This window comes from Streptomyces sp. NPDC050759 (assembly GCF_044456945.1).
In the GTDB taxonomy this organism is placed as follows: domain Bacteria; phylum Actinomycetota; class Actinomycetes; order Streptomycetales; family Streptomycetaceae; genus Streptomyces.
Genome location: NZ_JBITGI010000017.1, coordinates 42,777 through 68,981, shown reverse-complemented (window position 1 = coordinate 68,981; position 26,205 = coordinate 42,777). Strand labels below are relative to the sequence as shown.

At 72.8% G+C, this 26,205-nt stretch carries 19 protein-coding genes and 1 pseudogene; 8 read left to right on the top strand and 12 right to left on the bottom strand.

The genetic code is table 11. The features are described from left to right. Nucleotides 1-212: pseudogene (locus ACIBJB_RS37340) on the bottom strand (hypothetical protein); the annotation flags it as partial. Then, nucleotides 202-1,056 (bottom strand): bifunctional methylenetetrahydrofolate dehydrogenase/methenyltetrahydrofolate cyclohydrolase, encoded by an 855-nt coding sequence (locus tag ACIBJB_RS37335; protein WP_398937580.1) that lies wholly within the window; start codon nt 1,054-1,056, stop codon nt 202-204. The pseudogene ACIBJB_RS37340 and the gene ACIBJB_RS37335, both read right to left, overlap by 11 nt. A gap of 240 nt (nt 1,057-1,296) precedes the next feature. Here ACIBJB_RS37335 and ACIBJB_RS37330 point away from each other — a divergent pair, with 240 nt between their 5' ends. From ACIBJB_RS37330 to ACIBJB_RS37310, 5 genes are all read left to right on the top strand, one after another. Beyond that, complete coding sequence (locus ACIBJB_RS37330; protein ID WP_398937578.1) at nt 1,297-1,962, top strand: RDD family protein; 666 nt, start codon at nt 1,297-1,299, stop codon at nt 1,960-1,962. A 141-nt stretch (nt 1,963-2,103) separates the two neighbouring features. Next, nucleotides 2,104-2,844 carry an FHA domain-containing protein gene (locus ACIBJB_RS37325; protein WP_398937576.1) on the top strand — a complete coding sequence of 247 codons (741 nt, stop codon included), beginning with the start codon at nt 2,104-2,106 and terminating at the stop codon, nt 2,842-2,844. Continuing rightward, nucleotides 2,841-4,364, top strand: a complete 1,524-nt coding sequence (locus tag ACIBJB_RS37320; RefSeq protein WP_398937574.1) for a protein kinase — start codon at nt 2,841-2,843, stop codon at nt 4,362-4,364. The genes ACIBJB_RS37325 and ACIBJB_RS37320 overlap by 4 nt, the downstream gene beginning before the upstream one ends. 100 nt (nt 4,365-4,464) lie before the next feature. Then, entirely contained in the window at nt 4,465-4,737 is a 273-nt protein-coding gene (locus ACIBJB_RS37315; RefSeq protein ID WP_398937572.1) for a hypothetical protein, read from the top strand. A 183-nt stretch (nt 4,738-4,920) separates the two neighbouring features. Beyond that, complete coding sequence (locus ACIBJB_RS37310; RefSeq protein ID WP_398937569.1) at nt 4,921-6,582, top strand: protein kinase; 1,662 nt, start codon at nt 4,921-4,923, stop codon at nt 6,580-6,582. 34 nt (nt 6,583-6,616) lie between these two features. On the opposite strand, the gene purH is transcribed toward ACIBJB_RS37310, so the two are convergent. Together purH and purN are read right to left on the bottom strand one after the other, a co-directional pair. Continuing rightward, the gene (purH, locus tag ACIBJB_RS37305; protein ID WP_398937568.1) at nt 6,617-8,191 is read right to left on the bottom strand and encodes a bifunctional phosphoribosylaminoimidazolecarboxamide formyltransferase/IMP cyclohydrolase; all 1,575 of its coding nucleotides are present in this window, start codon (nt 8,189-8,191) and stop codon (nt 6,617-6,619) included. Then, a complete protein-coding gene (gene purN, locus ACIBJB_RS37300; protein WP_398937566.1) occupies nt 8,188-8,835 on the bottom strand; it encodes a phosphoribosylglycinamide formyltransferase in 648 nt (215 codons plus the stop codon). Before purN ends, purH begins: the two co-directional genes overlap by 4 nt. Before the next feature lie 286 nt (nt 8,836-9,121). On the opposite strand from purN, the gene ACIBJB_RS37295 reads away from it, so the two are divergent. Continuing rightward, the gene (locus ACIBJB_RS37295) at nt 9,122-9,910 is read left to right on the top strand and encodes a hypothetical protein (RefSeq protein WP_398937564.1); all 789 of its coding nucleotides are present in this window, start codon (nt 9,122-9,124) and stop codon (nt 9,908-9,910) included. 4 nt (nt 9,911-9,914) lie between these two features. Here ACIBJB_RS37295 and ACIBJB_RS37290 read toward each other — a convergent pair whose 3' ends face one another. Next, complete coding sequence (locus ACIBJB_RS37290) at nt 9,915-11,819, bottom strand: DUF6350 family protein (RefSeq protein WP_398937562.1); 1,905 nt, start codon at nt 11,817-11,819, stop codon at nt 9,915-9,917. Nucleotides 11,820-11,864: 45 nt separating this feature from the next. Between ACIBJB_RS37290 and ACIBJB_RS37285 the strand changes: the two genes are divergently transcribed. Then, a complete protein-coding gene (locus tag ACIBJB_RS37285; protein WP_398937560.1) occupies nt 11,865-12,755 on the top strand; it encodes a sigma factor-like helix-turn-helix DNA-binding protein in 891 nt (296 codons plus the stop codon). A gap of 189 nt (nt 12,756-12,944) precedes the next feature. On the opposite strand, the gene sucD is transcribed toward ACIBJB_RS37285, so the two are convergent. The 7 genes from sucD to ACIBJB_RS37250 all read right to left on the bottom strand — a co-directional run bounded on the left by sucD (nt 12,945) and on the right by ACIBJB_RS37250 (nt 24,672). Continuing rightward, on the bottom strand, nt 12,945-13,829 hold the full coding sequence (sucD, locus tag ACIBJB_RS37280) for a succinate--CoA ligase subunit alpha (RefSeq protein ID WP_046261564.1): 885 nt from the start codon (nt 13,827-13,829) through the stop codon (nt 12,945-12,947). Nucleotides 13,830-13,850: 21 nt separating this feature from the next. After that, entirely contained in the window at nt 13,851-15,029 is a 1,179-nt protein-coding gene (gene sucC / locus ACIBJB_RS37275) for an ADP-forming succinate--CoA ligase subunit beta (protein WP_398937558.1), read from the bottom strand. 458 nt (nt 15,030-15,487) lie between these two features. Continuing rightward, nucleotides 15,488-17,416: a hypothetical protein gene (locus ACIBJB_RS37270; protein ID WP_398937556.1), complete on the bottom strand. Its 1,929-nt coding sequence runs from the start codon at nt 17,414-17,416 to the stop codon at nt 15,488-15,490. Nucleotides 17,417-17,603: 187 nt separating this feature from the next. After that, nucleotides 17,604-18,632: a hypothetical protein gene (locus tag ACIBJB_RS37265; RefSeq protein ID WP_398937554.1), complete on the bottom strand. Its 1,029-nt coding sequence runs from the start codon at nt 18,630-18,632 to the stop codon at nt 17,604-17,606. Between the two features lie 229 nt (nt 18,633-18,861). Beyond that, entirely contained in the window at nt 18,862-20,049 is a 1,188-nt protein-coding gene (locus ACIBJB_RS37260; RefSeq protein ID WP_398937552.1) for a VWA domain-containing protein, read from the bottom strand. Nucleotides 20,050-20,221: 172 nt separating this feature from the next. Beyond that, nucleotides 20,222-22,993, bottom strand: a complete 2,772-nt coding sequence (locus tag ACIBJB_RS37255; protein WP_398937550.1) for a DUF5682 family protein — start codon at nt 22,991-22,993, stop codon at nt 20,222-20,224. 548 nt (nt 22,994-23,541) lie between these two features. Further along, nucleotides 23,542-24,672, bottom strand: coding sequence for an AAA family ATPase (locus tag ACIBJB_RS37250; RefSeq protein ID WP_398937548.1), 1,131 nt, complete (start codon nt 24,670-24,672; stop codon nt 23,542-23,544). A gap of 157 nt (nt 24,673-24,829) precedes the next feature. Here ACIBJB_RS37250 and ACIBJB_RS37245 point away from each other — a divergent pair, with 157 nt between their 5' ends. After that, entirely contained in the window at nt 24,830-26,185 is a 1,356-nt protein-coding gene (locus ACIBJB_RS37245) for an SWIM zinc finger family protein (protein WP_398937546.1), read from the top strand. Nucleotides 26,186-26,205: the final 20 nt, after the last annotated feature.

Here is a 26,205-nt window from a genome sequence, read left to right as displayed (position 1 = left end):
GCCGCGGTCGCCCGCCCGCCGACCGTCCGCTTCTCGGCCCCGGGCGCCTCGGCCACCGGCTCCTGGAGCCCGGCGCCGTCCGCACCCGGCTCCCGGCGCCCCGGCGCCCCGGCCGCGTCCACACCCGCCGTCCGCGACCCGCCCGCCTCGGCCGACTCCGCACGCGCCTCGCGAGAGCCCCGCTTCTCGGGGCCCCGTGCCTCAGCCGACACTGCGCTCCGCCGCCTCGACCACGTTGACGAGCAGCTGGGCGCGGGTCATCGGGCCTACGCCGCCGGGGTTCGGGGAGAGGAAGCCGGCGACTTCGGCGACGTCGGGGTGGACGTCGCCGACGATCCTGCCCTCGGCGTTGCGGGAGACGCCGACATCGAGGACGGCGGCGCCCGGCTTCACGTCCTCGGGACGGATAAGGTGGGCGGAACCGGCGGCGGCGACGATGATGTCCGCGCGCTTGAGGTGCGAGGACAGGTCACGGGTACCGGTGTGGCACTGGGTCACCGTCGCGTTCTCACTGCGCCGGGTGAGCAGCAGCGGCATCGAACGGCCGATCGTCACGCCACGGCCGACGACCACCACCTCCGCGCCCTTGATCTCGACGCCGTAGCGACGGAGCAGGGTCAGGACGCCGTTGGGGGTGCAGGGCAGCGGCGCCGGCTCGTTGAGGACCAGCCGCCCGAGGTTCATCGGGTGCAGCCCGTCCGCGTCCTTGTCCGGGTCCATGAGTTCGAGGATGCGGTTCTCGTCGATGCCCTTGGGCAGCGGCAGCTGGACGATGTAACCGGTGCACGCCGGGTCGTCGTTCAGCTCGCGGACGACCGCCTCGATCTCCTCCTGCGTGGCCGTCTCGGGCAGTTCACGCTGGATGGAGGCGATGCCCACCTCCGCGCAGTCCCGGTGCTTGCCGGCGACGTACTTCTGGCTGCCGGGGTCGCTCCCGACGAGGATCGTGCCGAGGCCGGGCGTGACGCCCTTCTCCTTCAGCGCCGCCACGCGGGCGGTCAGATCGGACTTGATCGCGGCTGCGGTGGCCTTGCCATCGAGAATCTGGGCGGTCATGTCCCCATCCTCGCGGATGACCCGGCCCCGGTTCCAATCCGGGTTCCACCATGGCCCCGCTCAAGATCGGCGAGGTTGCACTTGCACAACACATACCGAATGAGGCTGGACAACAACACACCTGCCTAGAACGATGTCTGGCGCAGTATCGCGGTTGATGTTCGGGGGGCAAACCGCTCAAACCATGACGTTCCTCCGCGCAGTCCGCATTGTCCCCAGCTTGGCCCACGGAGGATCATCATGAGTTTCGGCTCGCCCAACAACCCTTATGAAAAGCCGCAGAACCCCCAGCAGCCGCCGCAACAGCAGCAGCCCGGTTACGGCTACCCCCAGCAGCAGCCGCCGCAGCAGCAGCCCGGTTACGGCTACCCGCAGCAGCCTCCGCAGCAGGCCCCCCAGGGCGTACCGCCGCAGCAGGGATACCCCCAGCAGCCGGGTTACGGCTACCCGCAGGCGCCGCAGGTCCCGGCCTCCGCCTACGGCTACCCGCAGCAGCCGGGTTACGGCGCGCAGCCCCCGTACGCGAACTGGGGCCAGCGCTTCCTCGGTCTGCTGGTCGACATGCTCGTGTTCGTGGTCCCCTACATCATCGTCGCCATCGGCGCGGGCACCAAGGTGTGGGCCCTGGCGCTCATCGGTTACCTCGCCGTCCTCGGCGTCGCGATCTGGCAGCTGATCCGCGAGGGCCGCACCGGTCAGACGCTCGGCAAGCAGGCGGTCGGCATCCGGCTGGTGCGGGAGATCGACGGGCAGCCCCTCGGCGTCGGCATGGCCTTCGTCCGCCGTCTCGCGCACTTCCTGGACAGCCTCGCGTGCTACCTCGGCTGGCTGTGGCCGGCCTGGGACGCCAAGCGCCAGACCTTCGCCGACAAGGTCTGCTCGACCATCGTCATCCGTACGAACTGAGCACCGCTTCACCACAATCGGCGGCGGATCGCCACGTCGCCTTCCCGCCATACTTCCCCCGGGGCCGTGTCACGTCGTGACACGGCCCCGGGGCGTCACCCACCCTGGCTGGTAGACACGCGGGGGACGGGGAGACGGACCGTGTACAGCATCATCGTGGTACCTCCGCCGACCACGGAGGACCGGACTACGCCGCAGCAGTTGCGACTCGCCCCGGGCGAGCGGCTGACCTTCGGACGCGGCGCCGCCTGCGCGGTGCGGATCCCTCATGAGGGAGTCTCCCGAAGTGCCGGCGAGATCACCGCGCAGGGCGCGTTCTGGTCGCTGAGCAACCTGTCCGGACGCCAGACGTACGTCGTGGAGAACCCGGAGGGCGCGGGCGAGCACATCAAGGTCGGGCCGGGGCGCCTGGAGGCGCCGGTCCCCTTCGAGTTCTCGCGGATCGTGCTGCCGGCCGCGGGCGACCTGATCGCCATCGACGTGTGGGCGCCGCGCCACGACTATCTGCGCGCCGACGGCGACCTCGAGGGGACGACCACCGCGCCCGCCTTCTCCGTCGACCGGACCAAGCGGTACTTCGCGGTCCTGGCCGCCCTGTGCGAGCCCCGGCTGCGCGGCGAACCGCACGCCCCGCTGCCCACCGTGGACCAGGTGGTCGAGCGGCTGCGCCCCCACTGGGCCGCCGCCTCCCGCACCTCGGTGCAGTGGAACATCGACTACCTGGCGGTGAAGCTGCGCCTGAAGCCCGGCCCGGAGGAGGCCACCCCGGGGCCGCGGCTGAACGGCAAGAAGGAGTCGCTGGTCTCCCTGGCGCTCCGCTTCGACCTGGTCCGGGAGGAGGACCTGGTGGTGCTGACGGGTTCCGGCGGGGCGGCCCGGTGACCGAGCCGTACGCCGTGCCGGTCCCCCGGGGCTATCGGGTGGGCGGCTGGGAGGTGCGCGAGCCGATCGCCACGGGCGCCTTCGGGAGCGTCTACGAGGGCCGGCGGCGCGACGGGCAGCCCGCGACGGCCGCCCTGAAGTTCCTGCCCACCGGCACCGGGACGCCCCGCCGGCTCACCCATCTGCGGGAACTCGTGGAACGCGAGGTGCGGTTGTACCGCCGGCTCAAACGCCCCCGGCTGATCCGGATGTACGACACCCTCGTCGTCGACGACCCCGAGCGCCCGGAGCTGGACGGCGCCACCGTCCTCGTACTGGAGAAGGCGCAGACCTCCCTGTCGGCGCTGCTGGCCACCCGGCCCCGCCCGCCGTCCGGGCCCGCCCTGCTCGCCCAGATCTGCGAGGGACTGGCCCAGCTGCACCGCGCGAACTGGGTGCACGGCGATCTGAAACCCGCCAACGTCCTGCTGATGGAGGACGGTTCGGCCCGGCTCGCCGACTTCAACATGGCCGCAGAGCTGGAGGGCACCCATGCCTACACCCCCGCCTTCTCCACACCCGACTACACCCCGCCGGAGCTCCTGTGGGCGGAGATCGGCGAACGCGGCCGCCGGATCCGCCCCTCCGCCGACGTGTGGGCCTTCGGCGTCCTCGCGCACCTGGTCCTCACCGACACCTTCCCGCTGCCCGGCGGCACCCCGACGGCCCGCCGGGACGCGGCCGCCGCCTACGCCCGCGGCACCGACGAGCTGCGGCTGTCCCCCGAACTCCCCGACGACTGGCGGGAGATCATCCGCGACTGCCTCACCCGCACGCACGCCGAGCGCGTCACCGTCGAGCCGCTGTTGCGCCGCGTGGAGACGGCGGCCGGAACCACCCGCTCCCCCCGCCCGTTCTTCGCGCGCGGCCTCCGTCGTACGACGATCACGGCGGCCGTGCTCGCCGCCGCGGCGGTGGCCGGGCTGGGTTACGGCATCAGCGACTGGACGTCGGACTCCGGGGGCGGTGGCTCCACGGCGACCGTCTCACCCTCGACCTACGGCGCCGCCGAACTCCGTACGGACAAAGGCGTCCCGGCCACCTACCGGGTACTGATCGTCGAGTCGGCGCACGACTGCGCGCAGGAGGACGTCACCCCGGCTCTGATCGCCGCCATGCTGAAGGCGGAGAGCAACTTCGACCCGGGTCTCTCCGACCCGGCCAACGACGAGTACGGCATCGCCCGTTGGACGCCGAGGGTGCTGCGGTTCTGGATGAACGCCGACGGCACGCCCGCCGACACCGTCCCCGAACCGCCTTTCCCGCCCGCCGAGTCCATCCCGGCGATGGCCCGTTACCTGTGCTGGATCGCGCCCCGCCTGGACGCCGGTCTGCCGGGCGACCGCCGGGTGCTGATCGCAGCGGCGTACCGGACGTCGTACGACAAAGTGAACGACGCGCGAGGGGTCCCCGAGAAATACCGCGGCTACGCGTCCCGGGTCGCCCGCCACCTCAAGGAGTACACGCCGGGCGCGAAGTGACCCTGAGACTTCTCAGGTACCCGCGCGGGGGACGGACCGGCAGGGTGGGCGCATGCCGCTTCGGCGGCACCACCACCGAGGTTCCCCTGGGGGTATCGACGTGAACATCATCAAGCCCGCCGCGCTGCTGCTCGCGGCCGGGGCACTGGTCGCCGGCTCGACGGTCGCGGCGTCCGCGGCCGTGCCGGACTCACGCGAGGGCACCGCACCGGACGGCACCCGCGTGACCGTCGTCACGGACGGCAACCGCGACTGGGCCGCGCCGGCCGACCGGGATCTCTCCACACCGGACGGCACGCGGGTGACCGGCGGCTACCACCACGACGGCACGCGCGTCACCGGCGTCCAGCCCGACGGCACCCGGGTCACCTGACCCGGCGCGGACCGCGCGGTCTCCGGCCCTTTCGGGGGAGGGCCGGAGACCGCGCTCACGTATGCGCGGGCCGCGTTCCCCCCGTATCCCGGCACTCCCCGGCAGCGGGGCGCTAGCCTCTCCTCAGTCAACTCGCGTGACGTGAGAGCACGTTGAGGAAAGAAAAGGCAGGTCGGGGGGACCGTGACAGACAAACCGGCGGCCGGTGACGCGCTGCGGCAGGCGGGCGCGGTTCCGCTGCTGCCCGCAGATCCCGGACGTATCGGACCCTACGTCCCGCTCGGGCTGCTCGGCAGCGGCGGCATGGGCCGGGTCTATCTGGCCCGGCGCGCCGACGACGCCCCAGGGCTCGCGGCTGTGAAGGTGATCCGGCCCGAGTACGCCGAAGGCCCGGACTTCCGGCGACGGTTCGAGCGGGAGGCCGCCGTGCACGGCCGGGTCCGCACACCGCGCGCACCGCATCTGCTCGGCACCGGATTCGACGACGCGCTGCTGTGGATGGCCACCGAGTACCTGCCCGGCCTCAACCTCGCCGAGGCCGTCCGCGAGTGCGGGCTGCTGGAGCCGGCCGGGGTCTGGCGGCTGGTCGCGGAACTCGGGGAGGCCCTGTCGGCGCTGGCCGCCGCCGGGGTCGTGCACCGGGATCTCAAGCCGTCCAACGTGATCCTGTCCCCCCGGGGCACGCACGTCATCGACTTCGGCATCTCCCGCGCGGCCGACAGCAGCGCGATCACCACGACCGGCAACCGGGTCGGCACGGCCGCGTACATGGCACCCGAGTACCTGCGCGAGGGCCGCTGCGACGCCGCCTCCGACGTCTTCTCCCTCGGCTGCACCATCGTCTACGCCGCCACCGGGCACGCCCCCTTCGGCGACGGGACCGGCGTGGACGTCATGCACCGGGTCGCCTTCGAGGCACCCGACACCGAGGTCATGGCCGAACTCGCCCAGGCGGACCCCGCGTTGGCCGCGCTGCTGTCCGCCTGTCTCGCCAAGGACCCCGCCGGGCGTCCCTCCCCGCGACAGCTGATCGACGCGGCCACGGCCGCCGGACACGGCCGCGCGTCCCACTGGCACGACACACTGGCCGCCCGTCTCCTGGACCGGCAGCAGGGATGTGCGGTGCTGGAGGGCGTGCCCGTCCGGCAGTCCCCCCACTTCCGCACGCCCACGGAGCCGGTGCTCTCACCGGCCCCCGCCCCGGTCACCGGTTCCGGCAAGCGGCGCAGGCCCTTCTTGGCCGCCGTCGCGGGGATCGCCGTCGGGGCCGTGGCCGTCGGTGCCTTCCTGCTCACCCGTCCGGGCGACTCCCCGGCCGCCGCCGCCCCGACGCGCTCCGCCGGCGTCAGCGCCTCCGCCGCCCCGGCCTCTTCCGGGACCGGCGCCTCCGCCTCACCCTCCGGCACGGACGCCGGCGAGAAGAAGAAGGACAAGAGCGAGCCGCAGACGGCCGCCCCCGAGAAGAGCAGCAGCGCACCGGACAGCACGCCGTCCGCGACAGCCACCCGGAAGGGCGGCAGCGCGGGCGGCGGACACAGCTCCGCCCCCACTCCCACCGCCACGGTGACCAAGACCGCGGCGCCCCCGGCCACCCCCGCCTGGATCTCCGGCTGCACCTACTACTCGGGCACCGAACTTACCGACTACGGCGACAAGGGCCAGCGGGTCGTGCAGGTGCAGTGCATGCTCAGCAAGCGCGGCTACAGCGTGGGCGGTTCGGGCGTGGACGGCGAGTTCGGCAAGGACACCCAGTCGGCGGTCAAGCAGTTCCAGAGCGCCAAGGGGCTGGAGGTGGACGGGCAGGTGGGGCCCAACACGTGGTCGGCGCTGCGTAGTTCGACATAGGTGTCGACCGCGGCGCCGCCCGGTGCGGTGTCCGTCAGTGGAAGAAGTGCCGCGTCCCCGTGAAGTACATCGTGACGCCGGCCTTCTTCGCGGCCTCGACGACGAGTTCGTCACGGACCGAGCCGCCCGGCTGGACGACCGCCTTCACACCGGCCTCCAGGAGGACCTCCAGGCCATCCGGGAACGGGAAGAAGGCGTCCGAGGCGGCGTACGAGCCCTGCGCGCGCTCGGCGCCGGCCCGCTCGACGGCCAGCTTCGCGGAGTCGACCCGGTTGACCTGCCCCATGCCGACACCGACCGAGGCGCCGTCCTTGGCGAGGAGGATGGCGTTGGACTTGACGGCCCGGCAGGCCCGCCAGGCGAAGGCGAGCTCGCCGAGCTCGTCCGCGCTCAGGGCCTCGCCGGTCGCCAGGGTCCAGTTCGCCGGGTCGTCGCCCTCGGCCTGGAGGCGGTCGGTGACCTGGAGGAGCGCGCCGCCGTCGATGGGCTTGACCTCGGCGGGGTGCGCGGGCGCTGCCGGGGCCTTCAGGACCCGGAGGTTCTTCTTCTTGGCGAGGGCTTCGAGGGCGCCGTCCTCGTAGTCGGGCGCGACGATGACCTCGGTGAAGATCTCGGCGACCTGCTCCGCCATCTCCTTGCTGACCGGCCGGTTGACGGCGATGACGCCACCGAAGGCCGACAGCGGGTCACACGCGTGTGCCTTGCGGTGCGCCTCGGCGACGTCCGTGCCGACCGCGATGCCGCAGGGGTTGGCGTGCTTGATGATCGCGACGGCCGGCTCGGTGTGGTCGTACGCGGCACGGCGGGCGGCATCCGTGTCCGTGTAGTTGTTGTACGACATCTCCTTGCCGTGCAGCTGCTCGGCCTCGGCGAGACCGACTCCCGTGCCGTCGACGTAGAGCGCGGCGGGCTGGTGCGGGTTCTCGCCGTAGCGCAGGGTGCTGCGACGCTCCAGGGTGGCGCCGAGGAAGTCGGGGAAGAGCGACTCGTCCACGGGGGCGTAGGCGCTGGCGAACCAGCTCGCCACCGCGATGTCGTACTCGGCGGTGTGCCGGAAGGCCTCGGCGGCGAGGCGCTTGCGGGTGGTGAGATCGAAGCCCCCGTCCTTGACCGCGGCCAGGACGTCCGCGTACCGCTCGGGGCTGGTGACGACGGCGACCGACGGGTGGTTCTTCGCGGCGGCGCGCACCATGGACGGGCCGCCGATGTCGATCTGCTCGACGCACTCGTCGGGGCTCGCACCGGAGGCGACGGTCTCGCGGAACGGGTAGAGGTTCACGACGACGAGGTCGAACGGCTCGACGCCCAGCTCGGCGAGCTGGTCGCGGTGGCTGTCCAGCCGCAGGTCGGCGAGGATGCCGGCGTGCACGCGCGGGTGCAGGGTCTTGACGCGGCCGTCCAGGCACTCGGGGAAACCGGTGAGCTCCTCGACCTTGGTGACGGGGACGCCGGCGGCGGCGATACGGCCCGCGGTGGACCCGGTGGAGACGAGTTCGACGCCGGCTTCGTGCAGCCCGCGGGCCAGCTCTTCGAGCCCGGTCTTGTCGTAGACGCTGACGAGCGCGCGACGGATGGCCCGCTTGCCGCTCTCGATGCTCTCGGCGGTCACTGGATAACTACCTTTCGTCCCTCAATGCGATAGCCGTTGCGGGCGAGCCGCCCCACGACCTCGACGAGCAGCCTTCGCTCGACTTCCTTGATGCGCTCGTGCAGAGCGCTCTCGTCGTCCTCGTCCCGGATCTCCACCACGCCCTGGGCGATGATCGGTCCGGTGTCGACGCCGTCGTCGACGAAGTGGACGGTGCAGCCGGTGACCCTGGCTCCGTACGCGAGCGCGTCGCGCACTCCGTGGGCCCCCGGAAAACTCGGCAGCAGCGCGGGGTGGGTGTTCACGAACCGCCCGCCGAAGCGCGCGAGGAACTCCTTGCCCACGATCTTCATGAACCCGGCGGACACCACGAGGTCGGGTTCGTACGCGGAGACGGCCTCGGCGAGGGCGGCGTCCCACTCCTCGCGGGTCTCGAAGTCCTTGACCTTGCGGACGAAGGTGGGAATCCCGGCCCGTTCGGCCCGCGCGAGCCCCTCGATGTTCTCGCGGTCCGCCCCGACGGCCACGATCTCGGCACCGTAGGCCGCCGCGCCGGTCGTCTCGATGGCGTCAAGGAGCGCCTGGAGGTTCGTACCGGATCCGGAGACCAGCACGACCAGTCGCTTGACCGGCCTGGCCTGCTCGGCCACGGGCTTGGCGGCCACGGCGGGGCCCTTTCTCGGGGGAGCGTTTGTACGGTCGTACGAATGCTTCGAGCCCCGGGATACGGGGAAGTCTACGAAGCGGCCGAACGTCAGCAACGATACCGGCACACCGGCAGGCCCCCACGGGACGGGGGCGTGGCCGGAAGGTAGCGTCTGGGAGGGACCGGTCCGGGAACGCGGGTGGTGCGCGGTGCGTTCACCGGGTGAGGCTCGCGCCGACGGGCCCACCGATCCGTTCCATCCACGCCGTGCAAGTCACATCCTTCAAGGGGAAGACGCTCACTTGATGTCGGACCGCAGCCTGCGACTCCTCACGCTCCCCCCGCAGTCGGTGCAGGGAGGGGAGCGCAGCGGCATGCTGCTGCGGGAGCAGCCCGCCTCGCCGCCGGACGCTCCTTCCTCCGACAAGAAGAACGACGAGGGGCGGGGCGGTGCGGCCGAGGACGACAACCCCTTCGCGCCGCCGCCGGAGGGCACCCCGGACCGCCCGTGGCAGCCCCGCCGCCCCGAGGGCTCGGACGGCGGCCAGGACGACGGCGCCCGAGGGCGCACCCCGTGGGGCAGTCAGTGGAGCGACCGCCAGCCGGGCCGCTCCGACGGCGGCTTCGGCGAGCGCCCGGGCGCCGGCCCCGGCGGCGGCCCGGAGGGCCAGGGCAACGCGGGTCCGGGCCTGCGCTGGGACCCGACGGACCCCGCCCAGCGCCGCGCCCGCTACGCCCTGCTCTCCGGCATGTGGGCCTTCTTCTTCGCCCTCTTCGGCTGGCTGTATCCGGCCCTGCTCCTGGGTGCCCTGGCCCTGTACTGGGGCATCAGCGCGCTGCGTGCCAAGCCCCGCACCCCGGACCCCGACACGCCTGCTCCGCCCCAGTCGGCCCGCCCCCAGACCACCGCGGCGGTGAGCGGCCTGGTCACCGCCTCCCTGGCCATCACCATGGTGGCGGGGATCTTCACCGCGCGGCTCGTCTACGACGACTACTACACCTGCACGAACGACGCCCTCACCAACCAGGCGGAGCAGGCGTGCGCGGACCTGCTCCCGAAGCAATTCCGGGGCCTGCTGAGCGAGAGCGGCTGACGGGTCAGTCGGTGGGCGGTGGCGGGGGCGGGGGCTTCTCCGGGGATGCCTCCGGTGGCATGGACGCCTCCTTCAGGACAGCCCAGCGGGTCTCGCGCGACGTGTCGTCGTACCAGGGCGCCGGCGAAGGCACCGGGTCCGTGTGGGGCGCGGCGGGCAGGAAGTCGTACGGCTCGTCGGTGTCGTCCTGGTCGTGGGGGTCGTAGGGGCCGTCCTGGTCGTGGGGATCGTAGGTGCCGTCCTTGCCGTAGGTGTGGTCCTGCGGGCCACTCGCCCCCACCGGGCCGGACCCGGGAGTGGTCCTGGGAGAGGTCCCGGGGCCGGTCCGGGAGGCGGTCACGGGGGAGGTCCCGGGGGTAGTCCCGGGGGTGGACCCAAAGCCGGTCCCGGGAGCGGTTGCAGCGGCGGCCCCCGGGAGGTTCCCAAGGCCGGTCCGGGGGGAGGCCCCAACGCCGGTCCCGGCGGAGGTCCCAAAGCCGGACCCGGGGGTGGACCCAAAGCCGGTCCCGGGAGCGGTTCCAGGCGCGGCACCCGGGGAGTTCCCAGGGGCGGCACCCGGGGAGGTCCCAGCCCCGCCCGTCGCCTTGCGCCCCGAGAGCCTGGGGACCGGCACCCACTGCCGCGGCCCGCCTCGCGAGCGGCCCCGCCAGGCTCGTACCGCCAGCGCCACCGGAAGCCCCACCCCCGCGATCCAGCCCGCCACCGCTGCACCGACCTGCCACCACACCGGCCCGAACCGAGCCAGCGTCCCCACCCCCAATGGCCCGCCGGCCAGCACGGCCAGCAGGGCGACCGCCCCGGCGCACAGCACCGCCGCCCAGCACACCGCGCCCGCCGTCCGCCCCCGCGACCGCCCCGCGGCCGGGGCCCGCCCCACGAACCACCCCACCACCACCCCGGCCACCACCGGCACCACCCCCACCGCCCAGTGCGGCGGCCCCCCGGGCCCCGCCTCCGGCACCGCGGCCAGCAGCGGGAACGGCGGCAGCGTCGGTGCGGGGTCCGACGACAGCGGCCCCACCACATGCCCCGCGCCCAGGACGAACCCGGGCCCGACGGCGTAACCCGCCGCCCACACCGCGGCGTTGGGCACCAGCGCCAGACACAGCAGCAGGACGGCGAACCGTCCCGACCAGCCCTCCGTCAGGTGCAGAAAGGAGATCCGCGTCGCCGCGCCGTGCGCCACCAGCGACACCCCCAGCAGCACCGCCCCGCCCCCGACGAGCACGGAGATCCCGGCGCCCGCGGCTCGTGCCGCCACAGCGAGCCGGGCCCGGGCTTCCGCCCCGGGGACAAACCGCCGCAGCCCCCGGGGCAGCGGCACCAGCACTCCGTCCACGGCGTCGGAGGGACGGCCGTACGCCGTCCACACCCCCACGCCGGCCGCGCCCATGACGAGGACCGGCAGGCACGCGCAGGTCCACACCCAGGAGGGCCGCAGCGCCCCGCCGGACGCGTAGAGCGCGGCGGCCGCGGCGACCGGGAGGTACCCGAGCACGACCCCCGCCCACGCGGTCCGCCCGGAAGCCGCCGGCGACTCCTCGTCCTCCGAGGCCGCGTCCCGCGCCGCCCGGTGCACCAGCCACAACGGCAGCGCCAGCAGCAGCAACGGGGTGACGCCCACAGGCGCCGGAGCCCCGGAGAGGGTGCCCGTCCGGACCAGCTCGACCCCGTGCGCGAACAGCCACAGGGCCGCGGCCACGTGCAGCGCGCCACCCGGTCCACTGTCGGGATAGGGCGAGCTGATCCACAGCATGATCACGAGCACGGCGAACGAACCGAGCCCCAGTCCGGCGGCCACCGCACCACCCAGGAGACCGGCGGCCAAGCCGGGCGTTCGATCGCGCAGACGGGCGAGCAGGGGCGGCAACGAGGTTCGGCGAGCGGTCGTCTGGATCACGACCGCCATGCTCCCAACGACACGCGCTTTCCCGTCGTAACAGGCGAAGCTCCGATGTGTCGCTCAATATACATCTATGTACTTTTTCGTACGAAGGGGCGCCTTGTGACGGTTCCTCAGCAGGAGCACGAGGAGCTCCCTGCCACCCCCCTGACACCCGCTCAGGCCTTCGACGCGCTGTACGCCTTCTGCGCTCCGGCACTCGTCCGGCAGGCCTACCTGCTCACCGGGCGCCGTGAGCTCGCCCGCGAGTCGGTCGAGCGGGCCTTTCAACTCGCCTGGCAGCGCTGGCCCGAGGTGGCGGTGGACCGGGATCCGGCGGGCTGGGTACGGATCATGACGTACGAGTACGCCCTCTCTCCCTGGCACCGTTTCCGCCCCCGCCACCGCGGCCCCGAGACACCCGTCACCGACCCGTCCGACCGCGCGCTGATGACCGTACTCATGCAACTCCCGCCGTCACAGCGGCGCACCCTCCTGCTGTACGACGGCGTAGGCCTCGATCTTCCGGAGACGGCGGCGGAGACGGAGGCGAGCACCCCGGCGACGGCGAACCGGCTGATGAACGCGCGCGCGGCGATCGCGGCACGGCTTCCCGACCTGGCGGACCCGTCCGACCTGCACGACCGCCTGGTCTCGCTGGCCTCCAGGGAGCGGTTGCGTGCCGCGCAGCCGCCCGCGGTGCGGACCGGAAGTGAACGCCGGGCACGCTTGTGGACCAGGGCCGCGATCGCGTTCACGGTCGCCCTGATCGGCACGACAGCGCTCACGGTGCGGACGGCTCCGACGCATTACGAGCCGCCGATCGCGCCGGGGGCGGAGGTGCAGGGAGTGCCGGCGCGGGTGGCGCCGGGGCCGCTGTCGGAGGCGGAGACGAAACTGCGGAAGAAGCTGCGGGAGGAGACGGCGAGCGGTCCGGAGAGGCTGGTACCGGTCGGTCGTTGACTGGGGGCACCCCTAGGTGGGTACAGCTGGACATGCGTTGACCGCACCCACCCAGGGGCGCGGGGCTGTGACATCAGCGGCTCCGCCGCGGGGCGCGACCAGCCACAACGCACCCGCACCCGCCCCCAGACGTGCTGATGGGCCCGCCCCAACCCACGGAGCGAGCCCATCAACGTACGGCTGGGTAACTCAGCCGGCCAGGATCTCCCGCGCCAGCTTCGCCGTCTCCGTCGGCGTCTTGCCGACCTTGACGCCCGCGGCCTCGAGGGCCTCCTTCTTCGCGGCGGCCGTGCCGGAGGAACCGGAGACGATGGCGCCGGCGTGGCCCATGGTCTTGCCCTCGGGCGCGGTGAAGCCCGCGACGTAGCCGACGACCGGCTTCTTCACGTTCTCCGCGATGAACGCGGCCGCACGCTCCTCGGCGTCGCCACCGATCTCACCGATCATGACGATCAGGTCGGTGTCGGGGTCGGCCTCGAACGCGGCGAGCGCGTCGATGTGCGTCGTACCGATGATCGGGTCGCCACCGATGCCGACGGCGGACGAGAAGCCGATGTCCCGCAGCTCGTACATCATCTGGTACGTCAGCGTGCCGGACTTCGAGACCAGGCCGATGCGGCCCGGCTTGGTGATGTCGCCGGGGATGATGCCGGCGTTCGACTGGCCCGGGGTGATGAGACCGGGGCAGTTCGGGCCGATGATCCGGGTCTTGTTGCCCTGCGACACGGCGTACGCGTAGAACGCCGCCGAGTCGTGGACCGCGATGCCCTCGGTGATGACGACCGCGAGGGGGATCTCGGCGTCGATGGCCTCGACGACGGCGGCCTTGGCGAAGGCCGGCGGTACGAAGAGGACGGACACGTTCGCGCCCGTCTTCTCGATCGCCTCGGCGACCGTGCCGAAGACCGGGATCTCGTTGCCGTCGATGTCGACGGACGTGCCCGCCTTACGGGGGTTCACACCGCCGACGATGTTCGTGCCGTCGGCCAGCATGAGCTTGGTGTGCTTCATGCCCGTGGCACCGGTCATGCCCTGGACGATGACCTTGCTGTCCTTGTTGAGGAAGATAGCCATGGCTGTGTCTGTCCCTCTTCCTTACTTCGCAGCCGCGAGCTCGGCGGCCTTGTCGGCCGCGCCGTCCATGGTGTCCACGCGCTGCACCAGCGGGTGGTTGGCGTCGGAGAGGATCTTGCGACCCAGCTCGGCGTTGTTGCCGTCGAGGCGGACGACGAGGGGCTTGGTGACGTCCTCGCCCTTGTCCTTGAGCAGCTGCAGCGCCTGCACGATGCCGTTGGCGACCTCGTCGCACGCGGTGATGCCGCCGAAGACGTTGACGAAGACCGACTTGACGTCGGGGTCGCCCAGGATGATCTCCAGGCCGTTCGCCATCACGGCCGCGGACGCGCCGCCGCCGATGTCGAGGAAGTTGGCGGGCTTGACGCCGCCGTGGGCCTCACCGGCGTACGCGACGACGTCCAGGGTGCTCATGACGAGACCCGCGCCGTTGCCGATGATGCCGACCTCGCCGTCGAGCTTGACGTAGTTGAGGTTCTTCTCCTTGGCGGCGGCCTCGAGCGGGTTGGCCGCGGCCTTGTCCTGGAGCACCTCGTGGTCGGGGTGGCGGAACTCGGCGTTCTCGTCCAGCGACACCTTGCCGTCGAGGGCGAGGATGTCACCGGAGGCGACCTTGGCCAGCGGGTTGACCTCGACGAGGAGCGCGTCCTCTTCGATGAAGGTCTTCCAGAGCTTGACCAGCACGTCGGCGACCTTGTCGGCGACCTCGGCCGGGAACTTCGCGGCCTCGACGATCTGGCGGGCGACGTCGGGGGTCACGCCCACGTTGGCGTCGATCGGCGTCTTGGCGACGGCCTCGGGGCGGGTCTCCGCCACCTCCTCGATCTCCATGCCGCCCTCGACGGACGCGATGGAGAGGAAGGTGCGGTTGGCACGGTCGAGGAGGAAGGAGACGTAGTACTCCTCCACGATCTCCGGAGCCATCTCGGCGAGCATCACCTTGTGGACCGTGTGGCCCTTGATGTCCATGCCGAGGATGTCCGTCGCCCGGGCGACGGCCTCGTCCGGGGTGGCGGCGAGCTTGACGCCGCCGGCCTTGCCACGGCCGCCGACCTTCACCTGGGCCTTGACGACGGACTTGCCACCGAGGCGCTCGGTGGCTGCGCGGGCCGCCTCAGGCGTGTCGATGACTTCACCGGCCAGCACCGGTACATCGTGCTTGGCGAAGAGGTCCCTCGCCTGGTACTCGAACAGGTCCACGCGCTTCCGTCCCTATCAGTGATCTCGCGGTTCGTTGTCTGCGTGGGCGTGCCGCGAGGGCAACGTGACGTCCGACCGTGTCTGTCACAAGGGAGGCGCACACGGTGTCCGAGCGCGCGGCATGTCCGTCTCGCAGGTTATCGCTGCTTGCGGGAGGCCCCTAAATCGAGGGTCACACCTGAGCGGTGATACCTGTCACATGATGCCGCGCTCACTGGCACGGCGTGCCGCGTGTGAGGGTGCCGGGACGCTTCCACGAGGCATGGGGAAGGGCCTCACCGGGTTGGGGTCGACCCGGTGAGGCCCTTTGTACAGCCCCTTTTCCAAGGGGCCTGGGCGGTCGATCCCCACCCCAATGGGGACCGCTGCGCCCCGTCCGTGAGGTTCCGGCGGGACAGACCGACGGCTTTCGGCCGTCCGGGGTCCGTCACCTCACGGAGTCGTTCGGCGGGTGACGCTCAGGCGCGGTACTGGATGTCCTGCGCGTAACCCGGCGTGAAGGACTCGGCCACGCCCTGGACGCCGGTGACGGCGTGCCCGGCGAGCGGTCCGGCGGTGTCCTGGACGGTCCCGGTCAGATTCCCGGCGAAGGGGCCGACCTGCCCGACGACGGGAGCGGCCTCCCCGACGACGCCGTACGCGAAGGGCGTGACGTCGCCCGTGACGCCGTACGCCAGCGCCGTGGCACTGTCGGCGACCGGCTCGACCGTCCGGGTCACGGTGTCGACGACCGGTTGGACGGCCCCGGTGACACCGTGCGCGAAGGACGGGACCTCACCCGTGACGCCGTACGCCAGGTCGGTGGTGTGTCCGGCGACGCCGTACGCGAGCGGCGCGACGTCGCCGACGACTCCGGTCGCGAAGGGGTGGACGTCCCCCGTGACGCCGTACGCCAGGGTGGTCGCGTCCGCGACGGCCTGCCCGGCGACCGGCACCACGCCGTGCACGGCGGTGTTCACGACCGGGGGCAGCACGGCGTCGGTGGTGTCCTGGGCGACCTGCCCGACGAGACCGGTGGCGTAGGGCGGCACGTCGGCGACGACCCCGTCGACGACCGGGAGCACGCCCGCGACCGTGCCGGTGGCGTACGCGGCCACGCCGTGCTGGATCCCCCCGACTCCGGTGACCGCGCCGCCGACGACGGGCCGCACGCCCTGCACGGCGGCGTCCACGACCGGGGACACGTCCCCGACGACTCCGTACGCCAGCGCGGTCGCGGCACCCACGGCGTGCCCGGCGCTCTGCGCGACCCCGTCCACAGCCCCTTCGGCTACCGGCGTCACGCCGCCCACCGCGCCGGTGGCGACCGGGGTCACCCCGCCCACGGTCCGTCCGACGGCGGGTGCCACCCCTTCGGCGACCGGCACGACGCCGTCCACCGCCTGCGTGGCGACGGGCACCACTCCGTGCACGGCGGCGGTCACGACGGGCGGCACGACCGCGGCGACCGTCTGGTCGACTACGGGGGTGACGGTTCCGGGGACGCCCGCGACGGTGCCGACGGCCTGCCGACGGACGCCGTCCACCGTGCCGGTGAGGTGGCTCGGGACGGAGGAGGCCGTGGCCTCGGCGGTGGCCGTGACGGCGGTGGCCTCGGCCCCGGTCGTGGCGGAGACGCCGGCGATCCGGCCCTGCGCTCCGGCGAGCGTGGCGTGCGTGGCGCCGGTCGCGCCCGCCGCGGTGCGACCCGCACCCGCGACGGTGTGCTGCTTCTTCGTCCGTACGACGCCGTCGACGCCCTGCGCGTGCGAACGGGCCGCCGACTGGACGCCCTGCAGCTTCGTCTGGGCGCCGGCCAGGGCCCGCTCCACTTCGGGGGCGAAGGCCGAGAGGGGGCCGAAGAGGTAGTCGACGCCGTGCTGGGGTGCGGTGGGTGCGCTCGGCGCGGTGGGCGCGGCGACGTCGGAGGCCTTGACGGCGGCGGCCTGCGCGGCGTTGGCCTTCGCCTCGGCCTGCGCGGCCCGGGCCGCCTTCGCGCCCTGGATGGCCGCGGCGCCCTTCACCTTGGACGCCTTGGCCCCAGCGGTCTGGGACACCTCCGGGACCGTGACCTTCGTGTCCATGTGACGGTGGGCCTGCTCGGTGGTGTCGGCGGTCGCCTTCCGCGCGGTGCCGGTGGTGTCGGCGACGGTGGTGGTGACGTCGGAGAGGACGCCGTCGACCGTGCCGTCGAGGGTGTCGGTGACGGTGGCGAGGGTGCCGGTGACGGTGGTGTTCGTGTCGGACGCGGTGTCGGTCGCGGTGTCCGTCGCCGTGTCCGTCGCCGTGTCCGTCGCGGAGAGGGAGGTGGCCGGGAGTTCGTCAGCGCTGGCCACGGCGGAACCGAGTGCCCACGCACCGGTGACACCGGCGGCTATGACGATGGAACGGCGGATGTTCTTGTTCATGAGTGCGTCAGATCCCTGGATCTTGGGGTGCTTGGGTGCCTGGAGAGGCAGGGGACATCCGGAGCCACGAGCCACGAGGCTCCAGGGGGATCCGTCCGGAGATCTAAGGAGAACTGGGGGGTCCGAACGGCTGGGGCAGACCTGTTCCGCCCCCGCGCGGCAGGTCAGCGGCGGGGGAAGGTCTGCCCTAGCCGGGGAAGACGGGGATGTCCCGGTGCCTGTCCCGGGTCCCGGCCGCGTCGACGCTCGCGGCAGCACCGGGCACGAGCCGCAGCGGCGCCCGGTTGTCGAGGGTGACGGCATGCGCGTCGCCGTGTCGCGACGAGCCGTTGTCCACTGCCGACTTGCCGCCCAGGGCTCCGCCGTGGTTGTCGGAGGGCACCTGGTGCGCGGGCGCGTGGCTGGTGGAGGGGGTGGTGCGGTGGGTGGAGGGGTGCGCGGCGGCCTCGGTCACGGTGCCGTGACCGGCGAACCGCGGCCCGTAGACGGCGCCGTCGCCCACGGAACCCTCGTCGTCGGCCGGATGCGTCGCCGCGCGATCACCTGGCTGGGGCTGCGGCGCAGAGGTGACCGGCGCGGGCGCGGGCAGAGTCCCACCCGGGATCCCGGGCAGGCCCGGCATCGTCGGGAGACCCGGCACCGTGGGCAGGGTCGGCCACGACGGGGACTCCGGGAACGACGGCAGTGTCGGCCACCCCGGCGGGGTGGACCCCGCCGGTATCCCGACTGTCTCGGTCAACCCCGTGGTCACCGTCTCGACCAGATCACCGACCGGCCGCACGACACCGCCGACCACGGCCCCGACCACGTCCTCGGCCACCGGACGGAGAACCTTGTCGCCGGCCGGGTGGATGAGGGCGTCGGCGTCGGGCTCGGGGGCAACCGGCTGCGGAGAGCTGCCCTTTGCCGTGTCCGTGAACGTGGGTGTGGCGGCGTCCTTGGGTGTGGGTGTGACGGTGTCCTTGGGTGTAGGTGTGGCGGTGTCCTTCGGTGTGGCCGTGTGCTCGGCCATCGGCTCGGCCGACGGTTTCACCAGCTGACCGGCCGCCTTCCCCGGCAACGCCCCGATGCCGTCGGCCGCATGTGCCTGCTCCCCGCAGAGGAAGCCGAGCACGAACAACCCACCCACCAGCAAGCCCACTTGCAGCGCACGCCGCCCGATCGCCGCGCGCAGCACGCGCACCGCGGCACCGGGAAAGGCTGCTGACCAGGTCAAGAGGGGGCGGGTCCTTCCGTGCGACGGAACGAAGCGAAGGGAAACGGAATGGAGCGGAACGGAGGCGAAAGGGAAAGGTCGGGAAGGGTGAAGACTATGGGGAAGCCGATCCTTGCACGGGGTGCCCGAGGTCGCGCAAGTCCCCTGTTACCGATGCGTGGTCATGTCCGTTTTGTTGGGCGAAGCCGCAGGTCACCCGGTCGACAAATCACCAACGGGCGTCCTGGGTTCACACCGGGTCGGGTATCGGAAGCGGCCGCTTCTCGATGGCCGCCGCCATCACCTCCGGGAACAGGTCGGGAGTGCAGGCGAAGGCCGGTGCGCCCAGCGCGGCGAGCGCGGCCGCGTGCTCCCGGTCGTAGGCGGGCGCCCCCTCGTCCGACAGCGCGAGCAACGTCACGAACTGCACGCCGGACGCCTTCATCGCCGCGACCCGCTTGAGCATCTCGTTGCGTATGCCGCCCTCGTAGAGGTCGCTGATCAGCACCATCACCGTCTCCGCCGGCCGGGTGATCTGCGACTGGCAGTACGCCAGCGCCCGGTTGATGTCCGTGCCGCCGCCGAGCTGGGTACCGAACAGCACGTCCACCGGGTCGTCGAGTTGGTCGGTGAGGTCGACGACCGCGGTGTCGAAGACGACGAGCCGCGTGTCGATCGACCGCATGGAGGCCAGCACCGCCCCGAACACGGACGCGTAGACGACGGACGCGGCCATCGACCCCGACTGGTCGATGCAGAGGACGACCTCCTTCTTCACCGACCGGGAGGCCCTGCCGTATCCGATCAGCCGCTCCGGCACGATCGTCCGGTACTCGGGGAGGTAGTGCTTGAGGTTGGCCGAGATCGTGCGGTTCCAGTCGATGTCGTGGTGGCGCGGCCGACTGATCCGGGCGCTGCGGTCGAGGGCACCGGTGAGCGTGGCGCGGGTGCGACTGGCGAGCCGCTTCTCCAGGTCCTCGACGACCTTGCGCACGACGGCGCGTGCCGTCTCCTTCGTCGTCTCCGGCATCGCCTTGTTGAGCGAAAGCAGCGTGCCGACCAGGTGCACGTCGGCCTCCACCGCCTCCAGCATCTCCGGCTCGAGGAGCAGGGTGGACAGCCCGAGCCGGTCGATGGCGTCCCGCTGCATGACCTGGACGACGGAGGAGGGGAAGTACGTCCGGATGTCCCCGAGCCACCGCGCCACCGACGGCGCCGAGGCCCCGAGCCCCGCCGAACGGTCCTTCCCCGCCTGCCCCTTCCCGTCCCCCCTGCCGTAGAGCGCGGTCAACGCCCCGTCCATCGCGGCATCCTGCCCACCGAGCGTGCACCCGGTCCCATCGGCCGCCTCCCCACCCAGCACAAGCCGCCAGCGCCGCAGCCGCTCGTCCGTAGGGGCTGTCTCCGGCGTCGTCAGGTCGTTCGGCTCGGTCGTCATGCCCGAGCTCCCGTCCGGAACCGCTCCCAGAGCGGGACCACGGCCACGCTCGCCACCGGGCCGTGTTCGGCCCGGAACCCGGCCCTGTGCCCGGGCGCGTCTCCGCGCCCGCCCCCGACAGCGGTGGCCGTCCTGTCGCCCCCGCCTCCCGGAGTCCCGGATACCTCGGTCATCATCCCGCCACCCCCGCAAGGTCGTTGTCGTCGGCGTTCGCCACATCGTCGTCGTAGTCGTCGTGGTCGTCGTGGTCGTCGTCCAGGCCGAGCAGCAGCCGCATCACCGGCAGCACGGCGTCCGCCCGGTCGCCGTCGAGGTCGGCCCCGAAGCCCGGTATCCCGGCCCCCGCCCCGGCTGCCCTCCCCCGCTGTCCCGGCCCTCGCCGGACCAGCTCGCCCAGCGTCCGGCGTACTCCCGGCTCGTACGCCGAGAACGTGCGCCGCAGCAGCGGCAGCACATCGGTGAACGCCTCCGCCGGAACCCCGGTCAGCCAGGCGTCGACAAGTCCGAGCAGCCGCTCGTCGTGCAAGAGAAGCATCCCGCCGCCGGACCCACCACCGACGAAGCCCTCGATCCACGCGGCCGCGTCCCCCGGCGCCGTCCCCGGCGAGAGCACGAGACCCATGAGCCGCGCCGCCTCGTCCTGCGCCAACTCCCCGTCGTCCAGCAGCAGCCGCACGGCCCGTCCCCGAAGGACACCGGGCACGGTGTCCCGCAGGGACAACACCTTGAGCACGGCCTGCCAACGGCCACGGAGGCCGCGGTGGGCCGGGGGCGGGGCCGGGGCGTCCTCCCTGTCGTCCGGCCCGGGCACGGCGGTGGCAGCCGGAAGGCCCTGTCCCGGTACGGCCGACGTGCCGCCCCGGCCGTCCTTCCCCGTTACGGTCGCTGAAGGGCCACTCGCGTCGCCGCCACCCTGCCCTGAAGTCCCCGGCGGGTCCTGTCCCGGGGCCGCCACCTCGCCCAGCAGCCCCACCGATACATGGACGGCGTCCACATGACGTCGCATCTCCTCCGCCGCCTCCGCGTCCAGCGCGACACAGGCCGGGGGCAGGCCGACGAAGACCCGCTCGGCGAGACCTGCCGCGACCTCCGTCAGCGCGCCGGTGCCGGTGCCGCGCACATCGCCGTAGCGCAGGGAACGGACGAGGGCCGGCAGTGCCTGGGCGAGATGGCCGACGTCCGCGTCCAGCGCGGCACGGTCGGCGAGGATCTGCATCACCGTGGGCAGGGCGTCCGGGAGTTCGGCCAGCAGGCAGCGCTCGGCGAGAGCGGTGACATCGGCGAGCCCGGACGCGGAGACGGCGTCCGCCTCCGCCTTGGCCGTCGCGGCGGAGAGGACGGTGGTGCCCCACACCCCCGCCTCGGCGATCCGCACCGACAGCTCCGGCTCCCACCGCAGCCGCCATGTCTCCCGGAACGTGCCCGTACTCCCCCGCGAGGCCGCCGGCTCACCCCACGCCACGCCCAGCAGCCGCAGCCGGTGCAGCAGCCTGCTGCGTTCGGCGTCGTTCTCCTTGCGCAGATCGAGCTCCAACTCCCGCTCCAGCGCCTCCGGTTTGAGCCGGAGCCGCCGCTGGATCCGGTCGAGGTCGCGCTGCAACGGGACCGCGGGCGCCGCCTGCGGCACCTCCCCCAGGACGTCCCCCACCACCAGCCGGTCGTGCACCAGCGCCAACGGCACGTCCGAGCCCTCGCACATCACCGCCCGCACCGCGTCGGTCGTCTCGCTCAGGCCGGGCAGGGGACGGCCACGCATCGCCGCCAGCGTCTCGGCCAGCCGCACGGCCTCGATGACGTGTGCCGAGGACACGGGCCGGTCCTCGTCCCGCAGCAGCCCCGCCACCTTGGTCAGCCACCGCTCGACGGGCCGGTCCGGTGCGCCGAACAGGTGCCCGTACCAGCCGGGCGAGTCGATCCCCGCGCCGTAGCCGCTGTGCCGCGAGAGCCTGCGGTACGTCCACGGCACCCACGTCATGTCCGCCTTGACCTTGGGGAGCCCCTTCAACAGCGCCTTGTCGGCGGCGACCGTGCTCTTCCGCCGCAGCGCGGGCACGTGCCAGGCCCCGCACACCACGGCCACGTCGTCCCCGAACTCCCGCTGCGCCGCCCGCATCTGGAGCCGCATGTACGCCTCGCGCACGAGGTCCCGGTCGTGTCCGCCGGTTCCGTACGTCTCCCGCAGCACCCCCATCGCCTCTTCCAGCACGGTGAACGGCTCGAACACGTCCCCCTGCCCCGTCCCCCGGTGCTCCACGACGTCCTCCCACCACCGCTCGGGATCGTCGTATCCGGCGGCCTCGGCGAGCACGCCGAGCGGATCGACACGGACGGCGACGTGAACGGCGGGCTCGTCCTGCGCAGCGTCATCGCCGGACGGGCCGGTGCCGTGAACATCCGAGGGGTCGGGACCGCTCGCGTCCGACGCCGCGGTACCTGTCTTCACCGTCCCGTCCGTGCCCTCCCCACCAGGCGCCTCGGACCGACTCGCCTCCGGCATCCCGTCGGCGGGGTCGTCCGGTCGGCCCGCCCGGCCTTCGTCCCCCTCGTCCCTCCCCCACGCCAACGTGTGCGTCGCCGGCAGGTCGATGAAACGGGCCGGGACCTCGTGGTCCAGCGCCCAGCGGATCGCCACCCACTCCGGGGAGAACTCGGCGAGCGGCCAGAACGCGGAACGGCCGGGCTCGTCCACGGCATGGGCGAGGAGAGCCACCGGCGGTCGCATGTCCTCCTCGGCGGCCAGCGGGATCAACGCGTCGGCCTCGGGCGGCCCCTCGATCAACACGACCCGGGGCCGGGCCGCGTCCAACGCCGCCCGCACGGACCGCGCCGACCCGGGCCCGTGATGCCGCACCCCGAGCAGCAACGGCCCCGCACCGGCCTCCCGGCTCCCGTGAACACGGGCACCGGTCACACCTCCGCTCCCGGACACACCGCCTCCGTCCATTCCCTCTCGGGCTGATGCGCGAGAGCCCCTCCACCCTTCGCTCCCCGACACACCGCCTCGAACCACACCCCCACTTCCCGACTGGCCGCCACCAGCCGTGCCCGCACTCCGGAACCCCCCGGAGCCACTCGCTTCCCCGCTCCCGAAGGTTCCGGGGCCTACAACCCCTCCGCTACCGAGCCCCCCGGGGTCGGCAGTCCCCCCGCTTCCGATCTCACCCACGCGCGTCACACCGTCCCCCTCCCCTCCGAGGCCATTTGGAGTCGTCCTCGACGACCGTCCCGATCCCGCTCTCGCCGCCGTCCCGCTCAAGCTCTGTCACACCCGTCCCCCTTGCCTCCGCGGCCCCGCAGTCCGAACCGACGCCCTCGCGACCACCTCCGGAGTCCGAACCGAGGCCCCGCCACCATTCCCGGCAGCCCGAGCCGAAGCCCCGCCACCCTTCCCAACACCCCGTACGCCCGCGAATGACGAGTCGCCACCCGCCCCCATCACCCCATGGCATCCGCCTGGCTCTCCGCCCGTACGGCCCCGCCCCCGCTCCTCTTTCACGCGCTCACTTCCCGGCAGGCCCGGTAGAAGTCCTTCCAGCCGTCCCGCTCGCGGACGACCGCCTCCAGGTACTCCTGCCAGATGACCCGGTCGGCCGCCGGATCGCGGACGACGGCGCCGAGGATGCCCGCGGCGACGTCTCCGGCCCGCAGGACGCCGTCGCCGAAGTGGGCGGCGAGGGCGAGGCCGTTGGTGACGACGGAGATGGCCTCGGCCGTCGACAGCGTGCCGCTGGGCGACTTGAGCTTCGTACGGCCGTCGGACGTCATCCCGTCGCGCAGCTCGCGGAAGACCGTCACGACGCGACGGATCTCCGCGACGCCGTCGGGCGCGGCCGGCAGGTCGAGGGAGCGGCCGATCTGGTCGACGCGGCGCGAGACGATGTCGACCTCGGCCTCGACACTCTCCGGCAGCGGCAGCACGACCGTGTTGAAACGGCGGCGCAGGGCGCTGGAGAGGTCGTTGACCCCACGGTCGCGGTCGTTGGCCGTGGCGATGAGGTTGAATCCGCGGACCGCCTGCACCTCCTGGCCCAGCTCCGGTATCGGCAGCGTCTTCTCGGACAGGATGGTGATCAGCGAGTCCTGCACGTCGGCCGGGATACGGGTCAGCTCCTCCACCCGGGCCGTCATCCCCTCCGCCATGGCCCGCATCACGGGGCTGGGCACGAGGGCGTCGCGGCTCGGGCCGTTGGCCAGCAGTTGGGCGTAGTTCCAGCCGTAGCGGATCGCCTCCTCCGGGGTGCCCGCCGTGCCCTGCACGAGCAGGGTCGAGTCGCCGCTGACCGCCGCGGCCAGGTGCTCGGAGACCCAGGTCTTCGCGGTGCCGGGCACGCCCAGCAGGAGCAGGGCGCGGTCGGTGGCGAGGGTGGTGACGGCGACCTCGACGAGCCGGCGCGGGCCCACGTACTTCGGAGTGATCACCGTGCCGTCCGGCAGGGTGCCGCCGAGCAGATACGTCGCCACCGCCCACGGCGACAGCTTCCAGCGGGCCGGGCGCGGGCGGTCGTCCTGCGCGGCCAGCGCGGCGAGTTCACCGGCGAAGGCGTCCTCGGCATGCGGCCGCAACGCCTCGTCCGGTTCCCCCCGCTTCGGTTCCACGGACGTCGGTTCAACAGACACAGTCATGGCTGAGGCCCCCTCCAGCTCGGCCGGTTCGGATCTGTCACCAACCGTGCACCACGCCACTGACAATGCGATCCGACCTGCGGAAACGTGCTCACGGGGGTCGGAGCGGACGTCGGCCGGCGGCCGATTGTCAGTGGGGGGATCTACCTTCGATGTCATGACTCAGCAGGGGGTGCGCTGGACGGCGGATCAGGTGCTGGCACTGGCGCCTGACGCCGCGTCACGCAAAGCGGGAAGCAAACTCGGCGCGGCCGGGCCATGGTCCGAGGCGGGGAGTTCCGACGAGGGGACGGTGTGGGGGCTGTGCAAGGGCAGTGGCAGCAAGCCGTATCAGACGGTCATCGACATCGCGGACGCCGCGGGGCCGGCGTACAAGTGCAGTTGCCCGAGCCGCAAGTTCCCGTGCAAGCACGCGCTCGGGCTGCTGCTGCTCTGGGCGGGCGGGGAGGGAGCGGTGCCGCCGGGGCCGACGCCGGACTGGGCGGAGCAGTGGATAGAGGGGAGAAGGCAGCGCGCGCAGGAGAAGCGATCGGCGGGCGCGGCCGGTTCCGCCGACGGGTCCGGTGATCCGGAGGCGGCGCGGCGAAGGGCGGAGCGCCGGGCCGTGCGGATCACTGCGGGTGCGACGGAGCTGGAGCAGCGGCTGGCGGACCTGCTGCGCGGCGGCCTGGCGGGGACGGAGCAGGCGGGGTACGGCATGTGGGAGGAGACGGCCGCCCGCATGGTCGACGCGCAGGCACCGGGACTCGCCGCCCGGGTGCGGGAGTTGGGCGCAATCCCCTCGTCCGGTCCGGGCTGGCCGGTGCGGCTGCTGGAGGAGTGCGCCCTCATCCACCTCCTCGACCAGGGCTGGCTGCGCCGCGAGCGGCTGCCCGACGGCCTCGCGTCGACGGTCCGTTCCCGGATCGGCCTGCCCGCCTCGGCGGACGGCCCCGCGATACGGGACCGCTGGCTGGTCCTCGCCCAGTACGACACGGCGGACACCCGTCTGACGACCCGCCGGATCTGGGTGCACGGCACTGACTCGGGCCGCACGGCGCTGCTCCTCTCCTACGGCGCCGCCGGCCGCGCTCCCGAACTGGCGCTGCCCGTGGGTCTTGAGCTGGAGGCGGAGGTGTCCGCCTATCCCGGTACAGGTCAGTTGCGGGCGGCGCTCGGCGAGCAGTTCGCACCGCCGGTGCCCACGGCGACCCGCCCGCCGGGAGTGACGACCGAACAGGCGGCCGCCCGTTACGGCGAGGCACTGCGGGACGACCCGTGGCTGGACTCCATCCCCGTGACGCTGGACGGGGTGATACCGGCCCCGGACGGTGAATCCTGGCAACTGGCGGACGCCGAGGGCGACTCGGCCCTGCCGCTCACCGCCTCCGCCCGTTCCCGCCCGGGCCTGTGGCGTCTGGTCGCGCTCTCGGGCGGCGCCCCGGTCAAGGTCTTCGGCGAGTGCGGTCACCGCGGCTTCACCCCGCTGACGGCCTGGCCGGAGGGGGCGGGCGAGGCGGTGCCGCTGTGCTGAACGGAACGGACCGAGCACCC

Excerpts from the sequence above, each read along its gene's own strand:
- ACIBJB_RS37335 (WP_398937580.1), bottom strand. The coding sequence starts at position 1,056 with ATGACCGCCCAGATTCTCGATGGCAAGGCCACCGCAGCCGCGATCAAG.
- ACIBJB_RS37330 (WP_398937578.1), top strand. The coding sequence starts at position 1,297 with ATGAGTTTCGGCTCGCCCAACAACCCTTATGAAAAGCCGCAGAACCCC.
- ACIBJB_RS37295 (WP_398937564.1), top strand. The coding sequence starts at position 9,122 with ATGTCGGACCGCAGCCTGCGACTCCTCACGCTCCCCCCGCAGTCGGTG.
- ACIBJB_RS37290 (WP_398937562.1), bottom strand. The coding sequence starts at position 11,819 with ATGGCGGTCGTGATCCAGACGACCGCTCGCCGAACCTCGTTGCCGCCC.
- ACIBJB_RS37285 (WP_398937560.1), top strand. The coding sequence starts at position 11,865 with ATGTGTCGCTCAATATACATCTATGTACTTTTTCGTACGAAGGGGCGC.
- sucD (WP_046261564.1), bottom strand. The coding sequence starts at position 13,829 with ATGGCTATCTTCCTCAACAAGGACAGCAAGGTCATCGTCCAGGGCATG.
- ACIBJB_RS37270 (WP_398937556.1), bottom strand. The coding sequence starts at position 17,416 with ATGAACAAGAACATCCGCCGTTCCATCGTCATAGCCGCCGGTGTCACC.
- ACIBJB_RS37260 (WP_398937552.1), bottom strand. The coding sequence starts at position 20,049 with ATGACGACCGAGCCGAACGACCTGACGACGCCGGAGACAGCCCCTACG.
- ACIBJB_RS37255 (WP_398937550.1), bottom strand. The coding sequence starts at position 22,993 with ATGGACGGAGGCGGTGTGTCCGGGAGCGGAGGTGTGACCGGTGCCCGT.
- ACIBJB_RS37250 (WP_398937548.1), bottom strand. The coding sequence starts at position 24,672 with ATGACTGTGTCTGTTGAACCGACGTCCGTGGAACCGAAGCGGGGGGAA.
- ACIBJB_RS37245 (WP_398937546.1), top strand. The coding sequence starts at position 24,830 with ATGACTCAGCAGGGGGTGCGCTGGACGGCGGATCAGGTGCTGGCACTG.